Origin of the sequence: Micromonospora sp. NPDC005413, assembly GCF_040606435.1 — a bacterium.
GTDB lineage: Bacteria > Actinomycetota > Actinomycetes > Mycobacteriales > Micromonosporaceae > Micromonospora.
In genome coordinates this window covers 1-17242 of sequence record NZ_JBEXEV010000057.1, presented here as the reverse complement: position 1 = coordinate 17242, position 17242 = coordinate 1, and the positions used below count along the sequence as shown (strand labels likewise).

Sequence of the window (17242 nt, the reverse complement as noted above, 5' to 3'; positions counted from 1 at the left end):
GGCGTTCAGCGGGTAAAACAAATGGGTGTCACCTTTGCCAGGGCCCCTTTTATGGGCGGGCTCGGCGCAAAGCCGAGCCCGCCCTTCACGCGCAGAGGTGCCGAAGCATCGCGAACAGATCAGCCTTACTCGATCGGCGTGCCGATGACGCAGGTGAGCACCTGGCCCTGACCGCGAGTGGCGCTCGATCTGGTCGTGGCGAAACCGTGCGTTTCGAGCAGGAGCTCGGTGGCGGTGAGGTTCGCTGTGGCGTGTGCGGCCGTGGGCCGTTCGCCGAACACGTAGAGCCGCCCGCCCGGTGCCAGCAGGTTCCGCATCCGATCGATCTGCTGCGTCGCGTCGCCCAGCCAGAACAGGCTGACGTTCACCGCGAAGATCTTGGTGAAGCGGTGGGCGGGAAGGTCGGCCGACTCGAATCCGGCACGTCGAATCTCGGCTCTGCCGGCGCTGACGTGGCTCATGTTGCGCTCGGTCGCGAGCCGTACCATCGTCGCCGCTCGGTCGATGGCGACGATCCGGCCGGTCGTGAGTCTGCTGGCGACCAGGGAGACGGCCGCTCCCCGACCGCATCCGATCTCCAGCACCTGGTCGTCCGGCGCGACAGCCATCATCTCCACCGCCCATCGCTGTCGATGGGCCGCCGTCGCACGAACGGGTTCGTCCTGTGTGGGGGCGGTGCCGGCGCTGGACGGACCCGGATCGCGGGTCCGCAGAGTGCACCTCACGACGTCACTCGCCGACGCAGGCTCTGCTCAGACATCCGATTCCACCCTTCCGGAAGGCTCAGTGCACCATGTCCTCGGTCACCGGGGCAGTGGCCGGGGCAACCGTGGTGCCGCTGTGGTGGTCGAGTCTGTCGCGCAGCGTGCTGGCGAAGCCCTCGGCCATGGTCAGTTGGTCGCGGAGTGCGGTGACGCGGGTGGTGGCGGCGGCGTGGAACATGCCCAGCCGATCGAGCAGGGCGTCCCGGTCGGTGCCCGTGGCGGTGTCGAGGGCATCGAGGACGGCGAGCAGGTCACGCATCTCGTCGAGGGTGAACCCGAGGGGTTTCATCCGCTTGACCACGGCGAGGCGATCGAGGTCGGGCTCGGTGTAGAGACGAAAGCCGCCCTCACTGCGTGCGGAGGGGACGATCAGGCCGGCGTCCTCGTAGTGGCGAATGGTGCGAATGCTCAGCCCGACGCGTTCGGCGGCCTCGCCGATCTGCATCAACCGGCCTGCGATGTGCTCCGGCCCCACTACGGCAGAACTGGTGGCGGCCATCAGTGGCCGACGCCGAGCTGGCCGGCGAGGGTGTCGTGGATGCGGGCGCTGGGCTTGTTCAGCTCGATGATCTCGACGGTCTTGCCGCGGGTGGCGTACTTGGTGGTGATCGCGTCCAGGGCCGCGACCGAGGAGGCGTCCCAGACGTGGGCGTGGGTCATGTCGATGACCACGTGGTCGGGGTCGTTCGCGTAGTCGAACCGACCCACGAGGTCGTTGCTGGAAGCGAAGAACAGCTCGCCGCGTACGGAGTAGATGCGGGTGCCGCCGTCCGGGTCCAGCACGCTGGTGACCTCGACGAGATGGGCGACCCGCCGCGCGAAGATGACCATGGCGGTGAGCACGCCGACCACGACGCCGATGGCCAGGTTGCGGGTGGCCAGGGTGGTCGCGACGGTCGCCGCCATGACGATCGTCTCGCCGTACGGCATCCGCTTGAGCGTCTTCGGGGCGACCGAGTGCCAGTCGAACGTCGACACCGCCACGATGATCATCACCGCGACCAGGGCAGCCATCGGGATCACCGCGACCACGTCGCCGAGCGCGACCACCAGGATCAGGAGGAAGACACCGGCCAGGAAGGTCGACAGTCGGGTCCGGGCACCGGACGCCTTGACGTTGATCATTGTCTGGCCGATCATCGCGCAGCCGCCCATGCCCCCGAAGAACCCGGTCACGATGTTGGCCACGCCCTGTCCCCAGGATTCGCGGGTCTTGTTGGAGTGGGTGTCGGTGATGTCGTCGACCAGCTTGGCCGTCATCAGCGACTCCATCAGCCCGACCAGCGCGATCCCCAGGGCGTAGGGGGCGATCACGCTGAGAGTGCCCAGCGTCCAGGGGATCTGGGGCAGGCCGAGGGTGGGCAGGCTGTCCGGCAGGGCTCCCTCGTCGCCGACGGTCGGCACCGCCGCGTGCGCGGCCACGGTCACCACGGTCAGCACCACGATGGCGACCAGCGGTGCCGGAACCGCGCGAGTGAGGCGGGGCAACCCGACCATGATTGCCAGGGCGACGGCGACGAGGGGATAGACCAGCCACGGCACGCCGAGCAGGTGCGGGACCTGAGCGGCGAAGATCAGGATTGCGAGGGCGTTGACGAAACCGACCATGACGCTGCGGGGGATGAACCGCATCAGCTTCGCCACGCCGAGCACGGCGAGCAGAACCTGGATCGTGCCACCGAGGATCACCGCCGCGATCAGGTAGTCCAGGCCGTGCTCCTTGACCAACGGCGCGACGACCAGAGCAATGGCGCCGGTCGCGGCGGAGATCATCGCCGGCCGACCACCGCAGATCGCGATGGTGACGGCCATGGTGAACGAGGCGAACAGGCCCACCCGGGGATCGACCCCGGCCAGGATCGAGAAGGAGATCGCCTCCGGGATCAGCGCGAGAGCGACGACCAGGCCAGCGAGGACCTCGGTGCGGAACACCTTCGGCGACAGCCAGGACGGGCGGGACAGACGCGGCCGGGGCGCCGCGGACAGCACAGAGGACATACAGCCATTTCCACTCGGGCGTCACCTGGGACGCGCCCAACTATCGCCCCATCGATCAGCGAAGCCGGTGAGGCAAATCCGCGGGCGCCAGCACCCCGGACGCGGCACGGTCGCCGCAGAAGGCCACTCGGGTCTCACTGCGACGACCGGCACCGACCCTACTCTTCCGTCAGGGGAGAGTAGGCCCAGCGTGGCGACCGTCACCAGCGCTGCGCATGGCTGGCGGGAACCGCCGGATCATGCGTTCGCAGGTCGAGCTGCACCGATCAGTGCACGGCCACCGGAATGGCGTCCGCCAGGTCGTTCGCCGCCGCCGGGACATGCTTCGGCGCGCCAGCGTTCACCATGACCGCAGAGACCAGAGCTGCCGCGGGCCCGCCCCGCTCTGAGCCACCGGGGTTTCCACCGGCTGTTCCTGACCGAGCCGACCCCGCTGCAACACAGCAGGGGCGGGCCGATTGCGGCCCACCCCTGCTGTGTTGCGTGTTGCCGGATCAGTCGCGCGGAACCTGAAGCACCACGCGGCGACGGCGGAACAGCACAAGCAGGACGGCGCCGAGCGCGAGCACTGCCGCACCACCGCCGGCGAGCATGGCCGCCGGGGCGCCGGTGACGGGCAGGCCGCCGCCCGAGCCGCCGTTGTCACCATCGTCGTCACCGGCACCGCCACCGGCGGTGCCGGTGGTGATGACGATCTGGGCGGTGTTGTTCTCCGGCTTGGACTCGGTCGCCGAGGTGACGCTGCGGGCCACGATCGTGCCGTCGGTGCCCGGAGCTGACTTGATCTTCACCTGGACCGTCGCCTTGATGCGGCCGTACCCGGAAGCCGTGGCCGGGAACTCGCTCTCGAAGTTGCACCGGAGCTTGGCCGACTCCGGCAGCGTCTCGTGCTCGGTGCCATCGGTGTAGCACCACTCGCTGGGCAGCAGCACCGTGCCGGTAGGCGCGGTGATGATCACCGACGGACCGCCGCCGTCTGAGGGGCCGTTGTTGACGACCTCGTAGGGGAGGTTGACGGTCTTACCGACGGCGCCCTTGACTGCCGGTGCGCTGACCGCGACGTCGAGGGTGTTCTTCTTGGTCCAGAACCCGAAGCTCGCGTAGTTGTCAGACTCGTCGAGCTCGCGTTGCGCGGAACGCTGCTTCGCGAGGTCGCCCTTTGCGCCCTTCGTCTGCAGCTTGCGGACGGTGGCGGCGAACGACGGCCCGGTGCCCTTGGTGCGGGCGCTGTTCTTCGCCGAGCGCTCCTGCCCGGCGAGTGCGACGTCGAGCGAGCCGTAGGTCTGGTCCGGACCGGCCAGGTTGCGGCCGAAGTTGATGTTGAACAGCGACTCGCCGGTCTCGTCGTCGAACAGCAGCAGGCCGTCGCCGGGATCCAGGGCCAGCGGGACCACGCAGCTGACCTCGCTGGGCCCGTACACGTAGGGCTTCCCGATGTCGTTCGGGTAGTAGTCGGTGTAGGTGCAGTCGCTGTACCGCTCGGCGAACGTGGCGCCGGTGGGGAGGCTGACCCGCACCGTGAAGTCCTTGGCGGCCGTGTCGCCCTCGTTGCCGATGCCTGAGTAGAGCGGGACGGTGTCGCCCGGGCCGACCGGGTTGCCCTTGTCGTTCAGGTCCTGCGCGGCAGCGACCAGATCGGGGCCGGACGGGATCACCGTGACCGGGAACGAGACGGTGTCGTTGCCCGGTGCCATGTCGTCTTCGACGCCGTCGATGGTGACGGTGACCGAGCCGGCGTCGCCGGGGGCGGCACCTTGGCGGCTGGCCAGCGACAGGGGGTGCACGGTCGTGACCTGGCCGGCATCGAGGGCTCCGATGGTGCAGGTGACCTTGGTGCCGGCAAGCTTGCAGGTGTCGTCCCAGTCCGACACGGACGCGGTGACCGCGTTGGAGACCTTGCTCAGGTCCAGGGTGACGGTCACCCCCGTCGCGGGGGCCTCGCCGTAGTTGTAGACGTACATGCCCACGGTGGTGCCGTTGTTGTCGATCTCGGCAACGGGCTCACGGTCGAAGGAGACGAACAGGTCGGGCAGCGCCTCGGCGGCAACGGCCGCGGGCGGGGCGCTGAAGAGAGTGGCCGTTGCCAGCAGCGCTGTTGCCGTGGCGAGGCGCGACAATTTAGCGGATCTGCGATTCATGTGATCTCCGGTGAGGGATGGTTGGCCCGCACTCTAGCTGTTGATCATCGAAGATGCGGTCCCGTTCCGCGTGCTCCGGCGCACCCGGTCATGGCTGTCGGATCGCCATGACTCAGACCACCGGAGCGAGGCGGACCGCCCGGTCGTCAGAGCCAGACCACAATCCCGGTCAGGTCGTTGAGGACCGCCGCCGCGCCCGCCCTGATGGCCGCCGCGCAGCGCTCGGCGGTGAACGAGTTCGGGTCGTACGTCGAGGATGTGCCGAGCCCTTCCCCACGGAACGACGCACCGTCCCAATCGACCGCGGTGACGTTGTGGGTTGGCTCGGCCAACTCCGCGCCCACCACGAGGAACTGCTCGTCCAGGTGGTTCGGGGTGACCAGCGCGAGTGCGTCGATGAGGTCGTTGCCGGCGCTGACGATGAGGTCCGGACCCATCTCCATCGCCTTGGCGATGCTGGGAACGGCGTCGTGCGCACTGCCGACGGTGATCGTCCTGAGGTCGACGTGCTCGTCGTCGGCCCACTCCCTGACCGCCGTCACGAGGGCCTTGGTCGGGTTGTCGTCGCCGCCGGTGAGCAGGACGACCCGGTAGTCCTTCGGCGGGTGGACGTCGGCCCACGAGCCGGGCTGCGGCGTGATGGTCGCCTCCGGAGCGGGCGTCGTGGAGGGGTCGACGAACCCTGGGCCCAGAGTGCCGATGGCGCTGGGCGCGGGATGTGGCTGTGACCAGTCGTCGCCGGAGCTGCAAGCGGTGACCAGCGCGGCGGTCGCGGCCAGCATGGCAACGGCCCGAAGCGGGGGGCGCAAGGCGATCGTCCTTTCGAGTGGTGGCGGAAAGTGCGCACTGCTTGGTATTCCTATCCCAATTCCGCCTGCCGGAAATCCGCAGGTGGTCGTTCGGGGACTTTGTTTTCCGGCGGTTCGTCGGTGCGCGGGCTGGTGTTCACCCGCGACATGCAACGTGCACTGGCCAACCGAGGGAGTCGCATGTCAGGCCGTGTCCGCCGTACCGTTATCGTCGCCGCTGTCGGGATCGCCGCAGCGGTGATCCCGTTTATGGGCGCCGGAGTGGCGTCCGCGCACGGGTTTTCGTCGACTGTGTACACCAGAATTGCAGCGGGAGACGAGGGTCACATTCGCACGGCGGTGGAGCTCGAATATGACCTCCTCGTCGTGTCCGCCGCCGATTCCGGTGACGACGATCCGCTCTTCCAGGCGGGAACCGCCGCGTTTGAGGCGGGTGACACCGACGCCCAGGCCGCGGCACTGAAGAGCCATGCGTCGACGGTCCGCACGTATGTCTCCGACCGTCTCTCGGTCACCGCACGGAGTACGGCCTGCCGGCCGACCCAGGTGGGCGACGCGACGATCGGCGAGCGTGAGGGCGTGCCGTACGCGAATCTGCTGCTCGACTGGACCTGCACCGAGCGGGTCGACGAGCACGAGGTGCACAGCGGTCTCTTCCCTGATGGCGAGGGCTACGTCAAGGGCACCAAGACGATCGTCACCTACGAGATCGACGGCCGTTCGGGCAGCGCGGCGCTCGACGCCGCCAACCCCTCCTTCTCGACCGCGCAGGCGTGGTACGAGCGGTTCGGGGAGTTCTTCCTGCTGGGCGCCGAGCATCTGCGGTCCGGGATCGACCACATCCTGTTCCTGTTGGCGCTCATCGCCGGGTCGCGGCGGCTTCGGGAGATCGTGCTCGCGGCGACCAGCTTCACCCTGGCGCACTCGGTGACGTTCATGCTCGCGGCCCTCGGCCTGGTCGAGGTGCCGGGGGCGATCGTGGAGCCGGTCATCGCGTTGTCGATCGCCGTGGTCGCCGGCTGGCACCTGTGGGGGATCTGGCGGCGCGGTGGTCACGCGACCGACCTGGACACGGCCGGCCACGGTCACTTCAGCCTGGACCGTTCCGGTTGGATCCGCCTCGGTGTGGTGTTCTGCTTCGGCCTCGTGCACGGCCTGGGCTTCGCGGGTGCGCTGGGCATCAATGAGGCGTGGTCGTGGACTCTGCTGTGGTCGCTGCTGGTGTTCAACGTCGGCATCGAGGTCGTTCAGTTGACGATTGTCGCCGTCGTCTTCCCGCTGCTGCTCGTGCTGCGTCGTCGTGCGCCGAAAGTCGGTCTCTGGGCGACCGGCGCTGTTTCTACGGTCGTGTCCATCATGGGGCTCGTCTGGTTTGTGCAGCGCGTTTCTGGATCATGAGCAGAGCTAAGTAGTTCGGGAAGTGCAGCCATTCGCAAGATCACGTTCATGGCTGGTTCATCGGGCAGCGAAAGCGTGGATTTGCTTCCCCAGCGTCGGGTGAAGGCACAATCCATTTCTCTATTTGAAAAGGGAACAATGTCGATGACATTGAGCACCTCGACACGGGCCCCCGGGCTCGTGCGGCGGCGCCTGGTCGCCGGGGTCGCAGCCGGGTTCCTGGGAATGGGCGCGGCCCTCGGTAGTGGCCTGATGGCCACCGCGAGTGCGGCCGAGTCCACCACGATCACCGGTGTTGTCCTCGGCGTCGGCGCCAACGAGACCCAGCGCATCGTGAGCTGGTACTCCTCCGCCGACACCGCGCAGAAGATCCAGCTCGCCCCGACCGCCGAGATCGTCAACGGCGAGTTCCCGGCCGGCGCCGTCAGCTTCGACGCCGTTGGTGCGGCGAACACCTCCACCACCGGCTTCAACCGGCACGCCACGATCAGCAACCTGCGCGAGAACACGGCGTACTCGTACCGGGTCGGCGCCGAGGGCAGCTGGTCCCCGGCGTACGCCTTCAAGACGCAGGACTTCGAGGGCGACTACGACTTCCTGTTCTTCGGTGACCCGCAGATCGGCTCCTCCGGTGACCGGCTGAAGGACCAGGCCGGCTGGGAGGAGACCCTGAAGGTCGCCACCGGGGCCAACCCGAACGCTGAGCTGCTGGTGTCCGCTGGCGACCACGTCGAGAGCGCCAACGACGAGGGCCAGTGGACCTCGTTCCTGGCCCCCGACCAGCTGCGGCAGTACCCGCTCGTGGCCACCATCGGTAACCACGACGTCGGTGGCAAGTCCTACGAGCAGCACCACTACACCCCGAACACCGACCGCTCGGCCCAGTACTACAACGGGGACCAGGCGACCCGGTCCGGCGGTGACTACTGGTTCATCCACAAGGATGTGCTGTTCATCGACCTGAACAGCAACAGCTACACCAACCCGACGGATGGCTCCTCCGGCGGCGACGCGGCGCACGTCGCGTACGTCACCGACGTCATCAACAAGCACGGCTCCGAGGCCAAGTGGAAGGTGCTGGTCTACCACCACTCCATCTACTCGCCGGCCAGCCACGCGACCGACACCGACAACAAGCAGCGGCGGGAAGACTTCACCACGGCCTTCTCCAGCCTGGGCGTCGACATGGTGCTGCAGGGTCACGACCACAGCTACTCCCGCAGCTACTCCATCAAGAACGGCCAGAAGGAGAACCCGGCCGAGCAGTCCGGTGCTGCCGACGTGTTCCCCGGCCCGGGTGGCGTCATCTACGTGACGGCCAACTCGGCCTCCGGCTCGAAGTACTACGACATCAAGAAGCCGGACAACACCGGCACGGGCATCCGCGGCAACGGTCCGGACTCGCTGGACCCGGGCAAGTACTGGTACAACTCGTCGCAGAACCAGGAGCACGTCCGCAGCTACGTCAAGGTGCAGGTGCGCGGCGACAAGCTGGTCCTGGCCAACGTCCGCAGCGGCACCTGCGCGGCGCCGAACGCCGCCGTCGAGAAGGGCCTGTCCTGCGTCAACACCCCGGACGGTCAGCCGATCGGCTCGATCACCGACAAGGTGACGGTGCACCCGTACCACGGTGACGGTCAGGCCATTCAGGTGAACGTGCCGAACCCGGCTCCGGGTGAGTTCGGCTGGACGATCGACGGCTACAACGGCCTGGTCGACCTGGGCACCGCCCAGGAGCGCAACGGCGCCTTCTTCGGGGCGGCCGGCAAGATCAACCCGATCCTCGTGTCGGACAGCCGCCGCTCGCTCGCCCCATGGTCGATCTCGGCCAACGTCGGCGACTTCCAGGACGCCGACAAGAAGTTCTCCGGCTCCTACCTGGGTTGGAGCCCGTACGTGCTCGACGGCGGCGCGGGTGCCGAGGCCGGTGCCCCGATCCTGTCGTCCTACGACGACCAGGGCAAGGGCCTCTCGGTCTCCAGCGGCCTCGCCGCGGCCGTGCAGGGCCACCCGCGGGGCGGCGCCCGGCTCGGTGCTGACCTGGATCTGAAGATCCCGGACAGCATCGCGAAGGGCAGCTACCGCACCACCCTCACGATCACTGCGCTGAGCAGCTGACCGACCTGTTCCATCGGGCGGGGTAGGCCACCTCTGGGGTCTGCCCCGCCACCCATGTGCAATCCTCCCAAGATCACCCCAAGGACCCGAAATGTACCCGTCCGTGACCCGCTGGAAGACCACCACCGCCGTACTCCTTCGTACGACCGCGCTGTCCCTGCTCGCCGCCGTCGCAGCCGCCGGCGTCGGTGCCGGCCCTGCCCTTGCGGCGGAGGGCAACGTCGCCTGGACGGTCCGGACGGCCTCCAACGGCTACGGCGAGGCCCGGTCCAGTTACACCTACAACGCCAATCCCGGTGGGGCCGTCGAGGACGCCATGGTCGTGGCCAACCGGGGCCCGGCGCCGCTGACCCTGTCCGTGTACGCCGCCGACGGCTTCACGACCGACGCGGGTCAGCTCGACCTGCTCACCAGGGACAAGAAATCCGTCGCGATCGGCGCCTGGGTGAAGGCGAACGCCGAAAGTGTCGTGATCCAGCCCGGGAAGACCGCGCAGGTTCCCTTCACGATCAGCGTTCCGGACAACGCCACGCCCGGTGACTACGTCGGCGGGATCCTCACCGCGCTGACTCAGGCCGACCAGGCCGAGGGCATCAACGTCGACCGGCGCCTCGGTATCCGGATCACGTTGCGGGTCGGCGGCGAGCTGAAGCCGAACCTCGCGATCGAAGACCTCCACGTGACGTACGCCGGCTCGTTCAACCCGTTCAGCAAGGGTGACGCCACCATCACCTACAAGGTCCACAACGTCGGCAACGCGGCCCTGTCCGGGCAGCAGGCGGTCTCGGTCTTGGGCCCGTTCGGCCTGCTGCGGGTGCGGGCTGGGGACATCGCCGCGCCACCGGAGTTGCTTCCGGGTGAGAGCTGGAGCGTGACGGTGCCCGTACGCGGCGTTGCTCCCGCCGTTTCGCTGGCCGCGACCGCGACCCTCACGCCGCTGCTCACCGACGCCTCGGGCTCCACCACCTCGCTCAAGCCGGTCGAGGTCACCGCGCACGGCTGGGCCCTGCCGTGGATGCTGGTGCTGGTGCTCGTCGTGCTGATCGCCGTGCTCGTCGGGGCGTACCTGTACCGGCGCCGCAACTCGACGCAGCGCAGGGCGCGCGAGGACGCCCGCGTACGCGACGCCGTCGAGCAGGCGCTGCGTGGCCAGGAGCCGCAGACGTCCTGATCGCGGTTCCTGTCAGCGCCCCTGGCCCCGGCCGGCGGTGCCACCGCGCGGCGGCGATCCGGTGCGGGTCGACCACACGACGCCGGACCAACTCGGTCAGCGAGCCGGTCAGATACGCCCTTGTGGGTGAACGGCGCTCAGCCCCGGGCCACGCCTGTCCCCGAGCCGGCATGCTGCGACGGTGACGCCGGCACGGAGAGGGAATCCACATGGTTGACGGGGATGTGCCAGAGCGGATGCAGGCCGCGGCCTTCGACGAGTTCGGTGGACCGGAGGTGATCACCCTGCGGAAGCTGCCCGTGCCGGACGTTGCCGACGACGAGGTGCTGATCAAGGTCTGGAGCGCCGGCGTGGGGGTGTGGGACGCGTACGAGCGCCTGGGTGTGCTGGTGCCGGAGGGCTCCGCCCTCCCGATCGTGCCCGGCTCCGACGGCGCCGGAACCGTCATCGCGGCCGGCAGTCAGGTGACCAACGTTGCGGTGGGCGACCTGGTCTACGTCTCCGCCAACACCCGGCCGAAGGGCGGCTTCTACGCCGAGTACGCGGCAGTCAAGGCGCAGTACGCGGCGAAGCTGCCCGACGGTGTACCGGTGGAGCACGCCGGTGCCATGCCCACCGACGCGCTGACCGCGCTGGCCGGACTCGACACCCTCAGCCTGTCGGCCGGCGACTGGTTGCTGATCTTCGGTGCGAGCGGCGGGCAGGGTCACCTGGCCGTGCAGTTGGCCAAGCGGCAGGGGCTCAACGTGATCGCCGTGGCCTCCGGGGCGGACGGCGTCGCGCTGGTGACCCGGCTCGGTGCCGACGTGTCCCTCGACGGCCACGGCGACATGACCGACGTGCTCGCGCGGGTCCGGGACGCGGCGCCGGCCGGGGTGAACGCCATCCTGGCGATGGCCGCCGGCGAGACCCTGGACCGGCTCACCGAGGCGCTGGTCGACGGCGGCGTGATCGCGTACCCCCACGGGGTGCGGCCGGAGCCGGGCGAGCGGCCCGGCGTCGTGGTCCGGGCGTACGACGGCGAAGCGAGCCCTCGACAGTTGCAGCGCCTCAACGAACTCATCGAGGCGGGGCCGTTCGTGGTGCACGTCGCGGAGACGTTCCCGCTCGGCAAGGTGCGGGAGGCGCACCGGCGCCTGGAGACCTCCTACGCGGGCAAGCTCCTGCTCACGGTGGCCTGAGACCTCAACGCGTGCGCTGTTGTGGCACGCGTACCGATGCCATACCGGCCGCGGTCGCGGCCTGAATGCCCAGGTCGGTGTCCTCGAAGACCAGGCACGACCCCGGGGGTACGCCGAGGTGCTCCGCCGCGAGCAGGAACGGCTCCGGGTCGGGCTTGGCCCGCGTGTAGTCGTCGGCGCAGACCAGCACGTCGAACCGGTCCAGCAGGCCGAGCGTGTCGAGGGAGGCGGTGACCGAGGCGCGGGTGCTGCCGGAGACGACGGCGAACGGGACCCGCCGGTGCGCGTCGTGGATGTGCGCCAGCACCTCGGGCACGGCGGCGAGCTGCGGCAGCAACTCCTGGTAGTAGCTCTCCCGACGCTCGACGACGGTCGCCACCGGCATGGCCAGACCCTGCTGCTCGTTCAGGGTGACGACGATGTCGGCGGTCGGCCGTCCACCCCAGGCGTAGAACAGCTCCTCCGGAAACTCGCAGCCCCACTCGTTCAGGGCCCGCTGCCAGGCCAGGTAGTGCAGCGGCATCGAGTCGACGATGGTGCCGTCGCAGTCGAACAGGTACGCGGCGAACTCACCGGGCGGCAGAGGCAGACTCACCGGGGAAGGGTACAGCGGGCCGCCGCCGCACCCGGTGGCGAGTGATCGGCGGCTCCGCTCACCCGGTCGTGACGGATTTCAGCTGGCGGAGCAGGTACGCCCGCTCCGGTTCGGTCCCCACCAGCGTCAACGCGTTGCGGTACGCCGCCGCGGCCTCGTCGTGTCGACCGAGTCGGCGCAGCAGGTCGGCGCGCGCCGCCGGATAGGGGTGGTAGCCGCGCAGCCGCGGGTCGTCGGCCAACTCGTCGAGCAGGGCGAGCCCGGCCTCCGGCCCGTCCCGCATGGCCACCGCGGCGGCCCGGTTGAGCGCGACGACCGGTGAGGGCACCAGGCTGAGCAGCACGTCGTAGAGCGCGACCACCTGGGGCCAGTCGGTGCTGGCCACGTCGACGGCCTCGTCGTGCAGCGCGGCGATGGCGGCCTGCACCCCGTACGGCCCGGGCGCTCGGCCGGTCAGCGCGACCACCACCAGCTCGCACCCCTCCTCGATCATGGGACGGTCCCAGCGTCCGCGATCCTGGTCGTCGAGAAGGATCATGGCGCCGTCCGGGCCGGTACGCGCGGCGCGTCGGGCGTGGATGAGCAGCATCAACCCGAGCAGCCCGGCGACCTCCCGCTCGGCGGGCAGGAGCCGCCGCAGGATCCGGCCCAGCCGGATGGCCTCCTCGGCCAGGTCGATCCGTTGGAGATCCGGGCCGGAGCTGGCGGCGTACCCCTCGGTGAAGACCGAGTAGACGGCCTGGAGCACCGTGGGTAGGCGATCGGGCAGCTCGTCCGCGCCCGGCACCCGGAACGGGATGCGGGCGTCGCGGATCTTCCGCTTGGCCCGGACGAGTCGCTGGGCCATGGTCGCGGGTGGCACCAGAAAGGCCCGCGCGACCTCGGTCGTGGTGAGGCCGGCGAGGAACCGCAGGGTGAGTGCCCCCCGGTCCTGCGCGGCCAGGGCCGGGTGCGCACAGGTGAAGAAGAGCGACAGCCGGTCGTCGGGCAGATCCTGGTCCGCGTCGGCGGGTGGGGCGGGGTCGGCCCGCTCGGCCTCCGCCTTGAGTACGGCGAGCCGGGTCGCCAGCACCCGGTCGCGGCGCAGCCGATCCACGGCGCGACGTCGGGCCGTGGTGAGCAGCCAGGCGCCCGGCCGGCTCGGGACGCCGTCGGTCGGCCAGTGCACCAGCGCCGCCTCGATGGCCTCGGACGTGACCTCCTCGGCCAGGTCGAGGTCGCCGAAGCGGTGCACGAGCGAGGCGAGCAGCCGGCCGCGTTCCTCCCGGAACACCGCCGCCACCGACGACCCGACGGCTGCCCCCTCGCCCGCCACGGTCAGACCGGCACCTCGATGTCGGCGATCGGGCGGACCTGGACCCACCCGCCGCCGAGGGCACCGGGACTGCGGGCCGCCCAGTCCAGCGCGGCGTCGAGATCCGGCACGTCGATGACGTCGTACCCGCCGAGCAGCTCACGGGTCTCGGCGAACGGCCCGTCGGTTATCGTGCGCTCCCCACCCGGGCCCACCTGCACCGTCGTACAGGTGGTCAGGTCCTGCAAGGGATGCCCGGAGACCCAGATCCCGGCGTCCTTCATCTCCCGGTCGTAGCGGATCCAGTCCTCGAAGGTGCACCCGTTGTCGACGGCCTCCCCGTCGGCCGTGGGGCTCATGAACAGCAGCATGTACTTCACGTTCCGGCTCCTCTCGGTGCGGCGTGTCGCCGTACAGCATGACGACGAACGAAGCCCGGGGATATCGACACGGCGTCAGGTTTCTTTCCGGGCCCTGGGAGTTCACGGGAGGAGCCGGTTCTGCGCCACCGACCACGCTAAACCTGGCGGACCTCCGCATCCGCTGAGGCCCCTGGTGGTACGGCGGACACCCCGGTTTCAGCTCGAGGCGTCCGTCCGGCGCCGGCTTCGCTCGGCCCGCCGCCGCACCTGCTGGTACGCGCCGGTCAGCCCCATCGCCCGGCGTACCTCGACCAGGGTCTGGCGCACCTCCTGGCGGGTCCGCTCAGTGCCCTCGACGATCAGCCGGTCGACCAACCCCCGGTCGGCTTCGATCTCGGCCCGGCGCTCCCGGATCGGCGCCAGGAACTCTTCGAGCGCGACGACCAGCCGTTCCTTGACCTCCACGTCACCCACCCGCCCGGCCCGGTAACGCCGGGCCAGGTCGGCCATCTCATCCCGGTCGGGATTGAAAACCTCGTGGTACGCGAAGACCGGGTTGCCCTCGACCGTGCCCGGCACGTCGGCCCGTACCCGGTTCGGGTCGGTGTACATGCCGAGCACCTTGCGACGCACGGTGGCCGCATCATCGGAGAGCGCGATCGTGTTGCCCCGGCTCTTGCTCATCTTGGCCGCGCCATCGGTGCCCACCAGGCTCGGTGTGTCCGCCGAGATCAGCTCGGGCACCGGGAAGACCGGGCCGTACAGGTGGTTGAACCGCCGTGCGATCTCCCGGGTCACCTCGACGTGCGCGGCGTTGTCCCGGCCGACCGGGACCACCTCCCCCTTGACGCAGAGGATGTCCGCGGCCTGGAGCACCGGGTAACCCAGCAGCCCGTACGGCATCTCCTCCTTGCCGGCGTCGCGGGCCATGTCCTTGAGCGAGGGCACCCGTTCCAGCCGGGGAACGGTCACCAGGTTCTGTAGGAGGGTGTTGAGGTCTCCGACCTCGGGGATGGCCGACTGGAGGTAGAAGGTGGCCCGTTCCGGGTCGACGCCGGCCGCGAGGATGTCGGTCACCATCTCGCGGGCGTTGCCGGAGACCTGGTCGATGTCCTCGCGGCGGTTGCGAGTGGTGAGCATGTGCAGGTCGGCGATGATGAAGAAGCTCTCGTAGCGCCGGTGCAGCCGTACCCGGTTGGCGATGCTGCCGACATAGTGGCCGAGGTGCAGGCGGCCGGTGGGCCGGTCGCCGGTGAGCATTCGTGCGACGGACATGGTGGTGCCTCTCGTATCCTGAGGTGGGTCACGCGTGGGCGCGCGCCGAGCGGGGCGGTTCAGCCCCCTCGGTCAGCGGGATCGGCTCAGCGAGCCGTCCGCCATCGCGCGCCGGCGCGGTACCGCAGACCACCGGCACGGAGGACGTTCAGGAGTTGCTCACGGCCATCGCCGGAGCTGGGCGGGATCACGGGCACCGCACCGAGCGGGAGGCCGTCGACCATGTCGACAGCCTCCGACGTGCAGTTGCCCGTCCGGACCACGGCCTCACATTACCCGCGGTATGGCCCCGGGAGGGGGAAGATAACTGTCGGCGTAGTAGTTGCCGACGCGTTCCCGATACTCGGGGTCGGCCGAATCCGAATCGAACGGCGGCGCGTCCTTGATCTCCTGCCGGGTCCGGTCGACCTGCACGACGCGTTCCTGGTGATCCACCTGGGCCACCGTGCCGGCCGGCAGCAGCACCTTCTGGCCGAAGATCCATGGTCCGGTGTCCACCACCAGGTACCCGGCATCCGCTTCGTTGCTCGCCTCGTCGATGGTGCCGATGCGTCCGTCACTCGCCTGCACGTGGTAGCCCACCAGGTCCACCGGCGTGCCGGGACCGGGTGCGTCCGGACCCTCGTGCCCTCCGTCCTGGCGGTCCGGCGGTGTGACCGAGGGGGTGGTCTGGGCGTACCCGCCAGCAAGGGCGGACGGATCACGCCAGGCCCAGGGATTGAAGATCGAGGGTTGCATGGGACACCTCCGGGGAACGGTCCTCAAGCTGTCCTGTTTCGCAGTGCCCACCCCGCTGCCGTTGGAAACAGACTGATGAGGGTGAGCCCTCGCGCCGACGTTCCTGTCCAGGCGTGTCGCCGGTTCGTGTTCGTGACCGGGCTGGTGAACAGGTGCGCTGGCATACTCGGCTGCCATGGTGCTGTCGCGATGGTGGGCTCTCTTCCTGGTCGGAGTCGGGGTCTGGACCTGGGTGATCTGGCCGAGGTTCGCGGTCGCCATCTGGCAGGACCCGCGGTCCTGGGCGTCCGGCACGGTGGCCGAGGGCGCCGCCACCAGCTTCCTGTGGGTGCACGCGCTGCTGATTGCCGCGTCCCTGGCCATCGGGACCACCGTCGGTGTCCTTGGCATCCGCGCCTGGTTCGCCGCCCGCCGGCGGCAGGTGCCCTGACATTCCCCGTGACCGGGCTCGGGGACCGGCTGTGGGAGTCCGTGTGTGGGCAGCGTCGACGTCTGGGCCGGACGGCCCCTCGTGACCGGGCCGGCCCCGGGTCGGCCCCGGGTCGACTTCAGGGCCGGACGCCCTCGCGAGCGGGCCGGCCCCGCGTCGACTTCTGGGCCGGACGGCCCTCGTGACCGGGCCGGCCTCGCGTCGACGCAGCTGATCGACACCGGCTCGGAGATAAGGGGGTATCGCCGAGCCGGGACACCCCGACTTCGCCGAACTGGAGTGGATCAGCCCGCGTGGTCGCACCCCGACGAGACGCTGCCCCCTCGTCCCCCAGGTGGCGCCGCGACCGCGAAGTCGTTCCCGGGCTTGCCAGAACTGTGGAAATCGCTCGGGGCCCCAAGTGTGACGCGGGACGCTGTCCGCGGATTTGACGATCAAACCCACGGACGCGTAACTTTCTCTCTGCAAGCGCGGAACGGGGCAAACGGGACGAAAGTCCTGGAGCACCGAAACGGGCTGGCAGCCGGGTCAAGCAGGGGTTCGCCTCTGCAGGACACGGTCCGGGCGGGGCTCGCCGGATCGGCCGCGAGGCGGATTTGGTGCAGCGAAGCCGACCGGGTAAGGTTCACGACCGGCAGGGAACCGGGCGAGACTGCGGGAAACCGCAGCGGCCGGCCTGCCAAATCCGACGACCTGACGCAGCGGTTCGCTGCTGTGTGAGTGCGCCGGCGCTAACCCGTACGAAGCATGACAGACCGGGACACACGGTTTGACACGGCGGAGACGGTGAGGTAACGTAGTAAAAGTGCCCGGCGCGAGAGCGGCGGGGACACGGTACGAAAAGCCCCGAGTTGGGGTTCCACTGAGGTGGGGCTCTGGTCGGTGTGTGGTTGTTCTTTGAGAACTCAACAGGGTGCTTTAAAAGCCAGTGCCAATTATGATTTATACCCCGGACTGGTCAGGCTTTGGTC

At 69.4% G+C, this 17242-nt stretch carries 15 protein-coding genes; 5 read left to right on the top strand and 10 right to left on the bottom strand.

Translation table 11 applies throughout. The features are described from left to right. Positions 1-125 precede the first annotated feature (125 nt). The 5 genes from ABZS37_RS31755 to ABZS37_RS31735 all read right to left on the bottom strand — a co-directional run bounded on the left by ABZS37_RS31755 (position 126) and on the right by ABZS37_RS31735 (position 5709). Positions 126-725, bottom strand: a complete 600-nt coding sequence (locus tag ABZS37_RS31755; protein ID WP_355175131.1) for a class I SAM-dependent methyltransferase — start codon at positions 723-725, stop codon at positions 126-128. Positions 726-783: 58 nt separating this feature from the next. Continuing rightward, positions 784-1263 (bottom strand): MerR family transcriptional regulator, encoded by a 480-nt coding sequence (locus tag ABZS37_RS31750; RefSeq protein ID WP_355175129.1) that lies wholly within the window; start codon positions 1261-1263, stop codon positions 784-786. Continuing rightward, positions 1263-2762 carry a SulP family inorganic anion transporter gene (locus ABZS37_RS31745; RefSeq protein WP_355175127.1) on the bottom strand — a complete coding sequence of 500 codons (1500 nt, stop codon included), beginning with the start codon at positions 2760-2762 and terminating at the stop codon, positions 1263-1265. Before ABZS37_RS31745 ends, ABZS37_RS31750 begins: the two co-directional genes overlap by 1 nt. A gap of 494 nt (positions 2763-3256) precedes the next feature. Beyond that, entirely contained in the window at positions 3257-4900 is a 1644-nt protein-coding gene (locus ABZS37_RS31740; RefSeq protein WP_355175125.1) for a peptidase, read from the bottom strand. 146 nt (positions 4901-5046) lie between these two features. After that, a complete protein-coding gene (locus ABZS37_RS31735) occupies positions 5047-5709 on the bottom strand; it encodes a hypothetical protein (protein ID WP_355175123.1) in 663 nt (220 codons plus the stop codon). 120 nt (positions 5710-5829) lie between these two features. Here ABZS37_RS31735 and ABZS37_RS31730 point away from each other — a divergent pair, with 120 nt between their 5' ends. From ABZS37_RS31730 to ABZS37_RS31715, 4 genes are all read left to right on the top strand, one after another. Further along, the gene (locus ABZS37_RS31730) at positions 5830-7107 is read left to right on the top strand and encodes a HupE/UreJ family protein (RefSeq protein ID WP_355175121.1); all 1278 of its coding nucleotides are present in this window, start codon (positions 5830-5832) and stop codon (positions 7105-7107) included. 144 nt (positions 7108-7251) lie between these two features. Next, the gene (locus ABZS37_RS31725) at positions 7252-9225 is read left to right on the top strand and encodes an FN3 domain-containing metallophosphoesterase family protein (protein WP_355175119.1); all 1974 of its coding nucleotides are present in this window, start codon (positions 7252-7254) and stop codon (positions 9223-9225) included. Positions 9226-9316: 91 nt separating this feature from the next. Continuing rightward, complete coding sequence (locus ABZS37_RS31720; protein ID WP_355175117.1) at positions 9317-10396, top strand: DUF916 domain-containing protein; 1080 nt, start codon at positions 9317-9319, stop codon at positions 10394-10396. A gap of 209 nt (positions 10397-10605) precedes the next feature. Then, positions 10606-11577 carry an NADP-dependent oxidoreductase gene (locus ABZS37_RS31715; protein ID WP_355175115.1) on the top strand — a complete coding sequence of 324 codons (972 nt, stop codon included), beginning with the start codon at positions 10606-10608 and terminating at the stop codon, positions 11575-11577. Between the two features lie 4 nt (positions 11578-11581). On the opposite strand, the gene ABZS37_RS31710 is transcribed toward ABZS37_RS31715, so the two are convergent. The 5 genes from ABZS37_RS31710 to ABZS37_RS31690 form a co-directional block, all read right to left on the bottom strand. Continuing rightward, the gene (locus ABZS37_RS31710; protein WP_355175113.1) at positions 11582-12172 is read right to left on the bottom strand and encodes an HAD-IA family hydrolase; all 591 of its coding nucleotides are present in this window, start codon (positions 12170-12172) and stop codon (positions 11582-11584) included. 58 nt (positions 12173-12230) lie between these two features. Next, entirely contained in the window at positions 12231-13487 is a 1257-nt protein-coding gene (locus ABZS37_RS31705) for a sigma-70 family RNA polymerase sigma factor (protein WP_355175111.1), read from the bottom strand. A 2-nt stretch (positions 13488-13489) separates the two neighbouring features. Next, positions 13490-13837, bottom strand: a complete 348-nt coding sequence (locus ABZS37_RS31700; RefSeq protein WP_355175133.1) for a YciI family protein — start codon at positions 13835-13837, stop codon at positions 13490-13492. A gap of 207 nt (positions 13838-14044) precedes the next feature. Then, positions 14045-15103: a tryptophan--tRNA ligase gene (gene trpS / locus ABZS37_RS31695; RefSeq protein ID WP_355175109.1), complete on the bottom strand. Its 1059-nt coding sequence runs from the start codon at positions 15101-15103 to the stop codon at positions 14045-14047. A 267-nt stretch (positions 15104-15370) separates the two neighbouring features. Beyond that, the gene (locus ABZS37_RS31690) at positions 15371-15841 is read right to left on the bottom strand and encodes a PRC-barrel domain-containing protein (RefSeq protein WP_355175107.1); all 471 of its coding nucleotides are present in this window, start codon (positions 15839-15841) and stop codon (positions 15371-15373) included. 175 nt (positions 15842-16016) lie between these two features. Here ABZS37_RS31690 and ABZS37_RS31685 point away from each other — a divergent pair, with 175 nt between their 5' ends. After that, positions 16017-16271: a hypothetical protein gene (locus ABZS37_RS31685; protein WP_355175105.1), complete on the top strand. Its 255-nt coding sequence runs from the start codon at positions 16017-16019 to the stop codon at positions 16269-16271. The last annotated feature ends 971 nt before the right edge of the window (positions 16272-17242 follow it).

Excerpts from the sequence above, each read along its gene's own strand:
- ABZS37_RS31750 (WP_355175129.1), bottom strand. The coding sequence starts at position 1,263 with ATGGCCGCCACCAGTTCTGCCGTAGTGGGGCCGGAGCACATCGCAGGC.
- ABZS37_RS31745 (WP_355175127.1), bottom strand. The coding sequence starts at position 2,762 with ATGTCCTCTGTGCTGTCCGCGGCGCCCCGGCCGCGTCTGTCCCGCCCG.
- ABZS37_RS31740 (WP_355175125.1), bottom strand. The coding sequence starts at position 4,900 with ATGAATCGCAGATCCGCTAAATTGTCGCGCCTCGCCACGGCAACAGCG.
- ABZS37_RS31725 (WP_355175119.1), top strand. The coding sequence starts at position 7,252 with ATGACATTGAGCACCTCGACACGGGCCCCCGGGCTCGTGCGGCGGCGC.
- ABZS37_RS31720 (WP_355175117.1), top strand. The coding sequence starts at position 9,317 with ATGTACCCGTCCGTGACCCGCTGGAAGACCACCACCGCCGTACTCCTT.
- ABZS37_RS31715 (WP_355175115.1), top strand. The coding sequence starts at position 10,606 with ATGGTTGACGGGGATGTGCCAGAGCGGATGCAGGCCGCGGCCTTCGAC.
- ABZS37_RS31700 (WP_355175133.1), bottom strand. The coding sequence starts at position 13,837 with ATGCTGCTGTTCATGAGCCCCACGGCCGACGGGGAGGCCGTCGACAAC.
- trpS (WP_355175109.1), bottom strand. The coding sequence starts at position 15,103 with ATGTCCGTCGCACGAATGCTCACCGGCGACCGGCCCACCGGCCGCCTG.
- ABZS37_RS31690 (WP_355175107.1), bottom strand. The coding sequence starts at position 15,841 with ATGCAACCCTCGATCTTCAATCCCTGGGCCTGGCGTGATCCGTCCGCC.
- ABZS37_RS31685 (WP_355175105.1), top strand. The coding sequence starts at position 16,017 with ATGGTGCTGTCGCGATGGTGGGCTCTCTTCCTGGTCGGAGTCGGGGTC.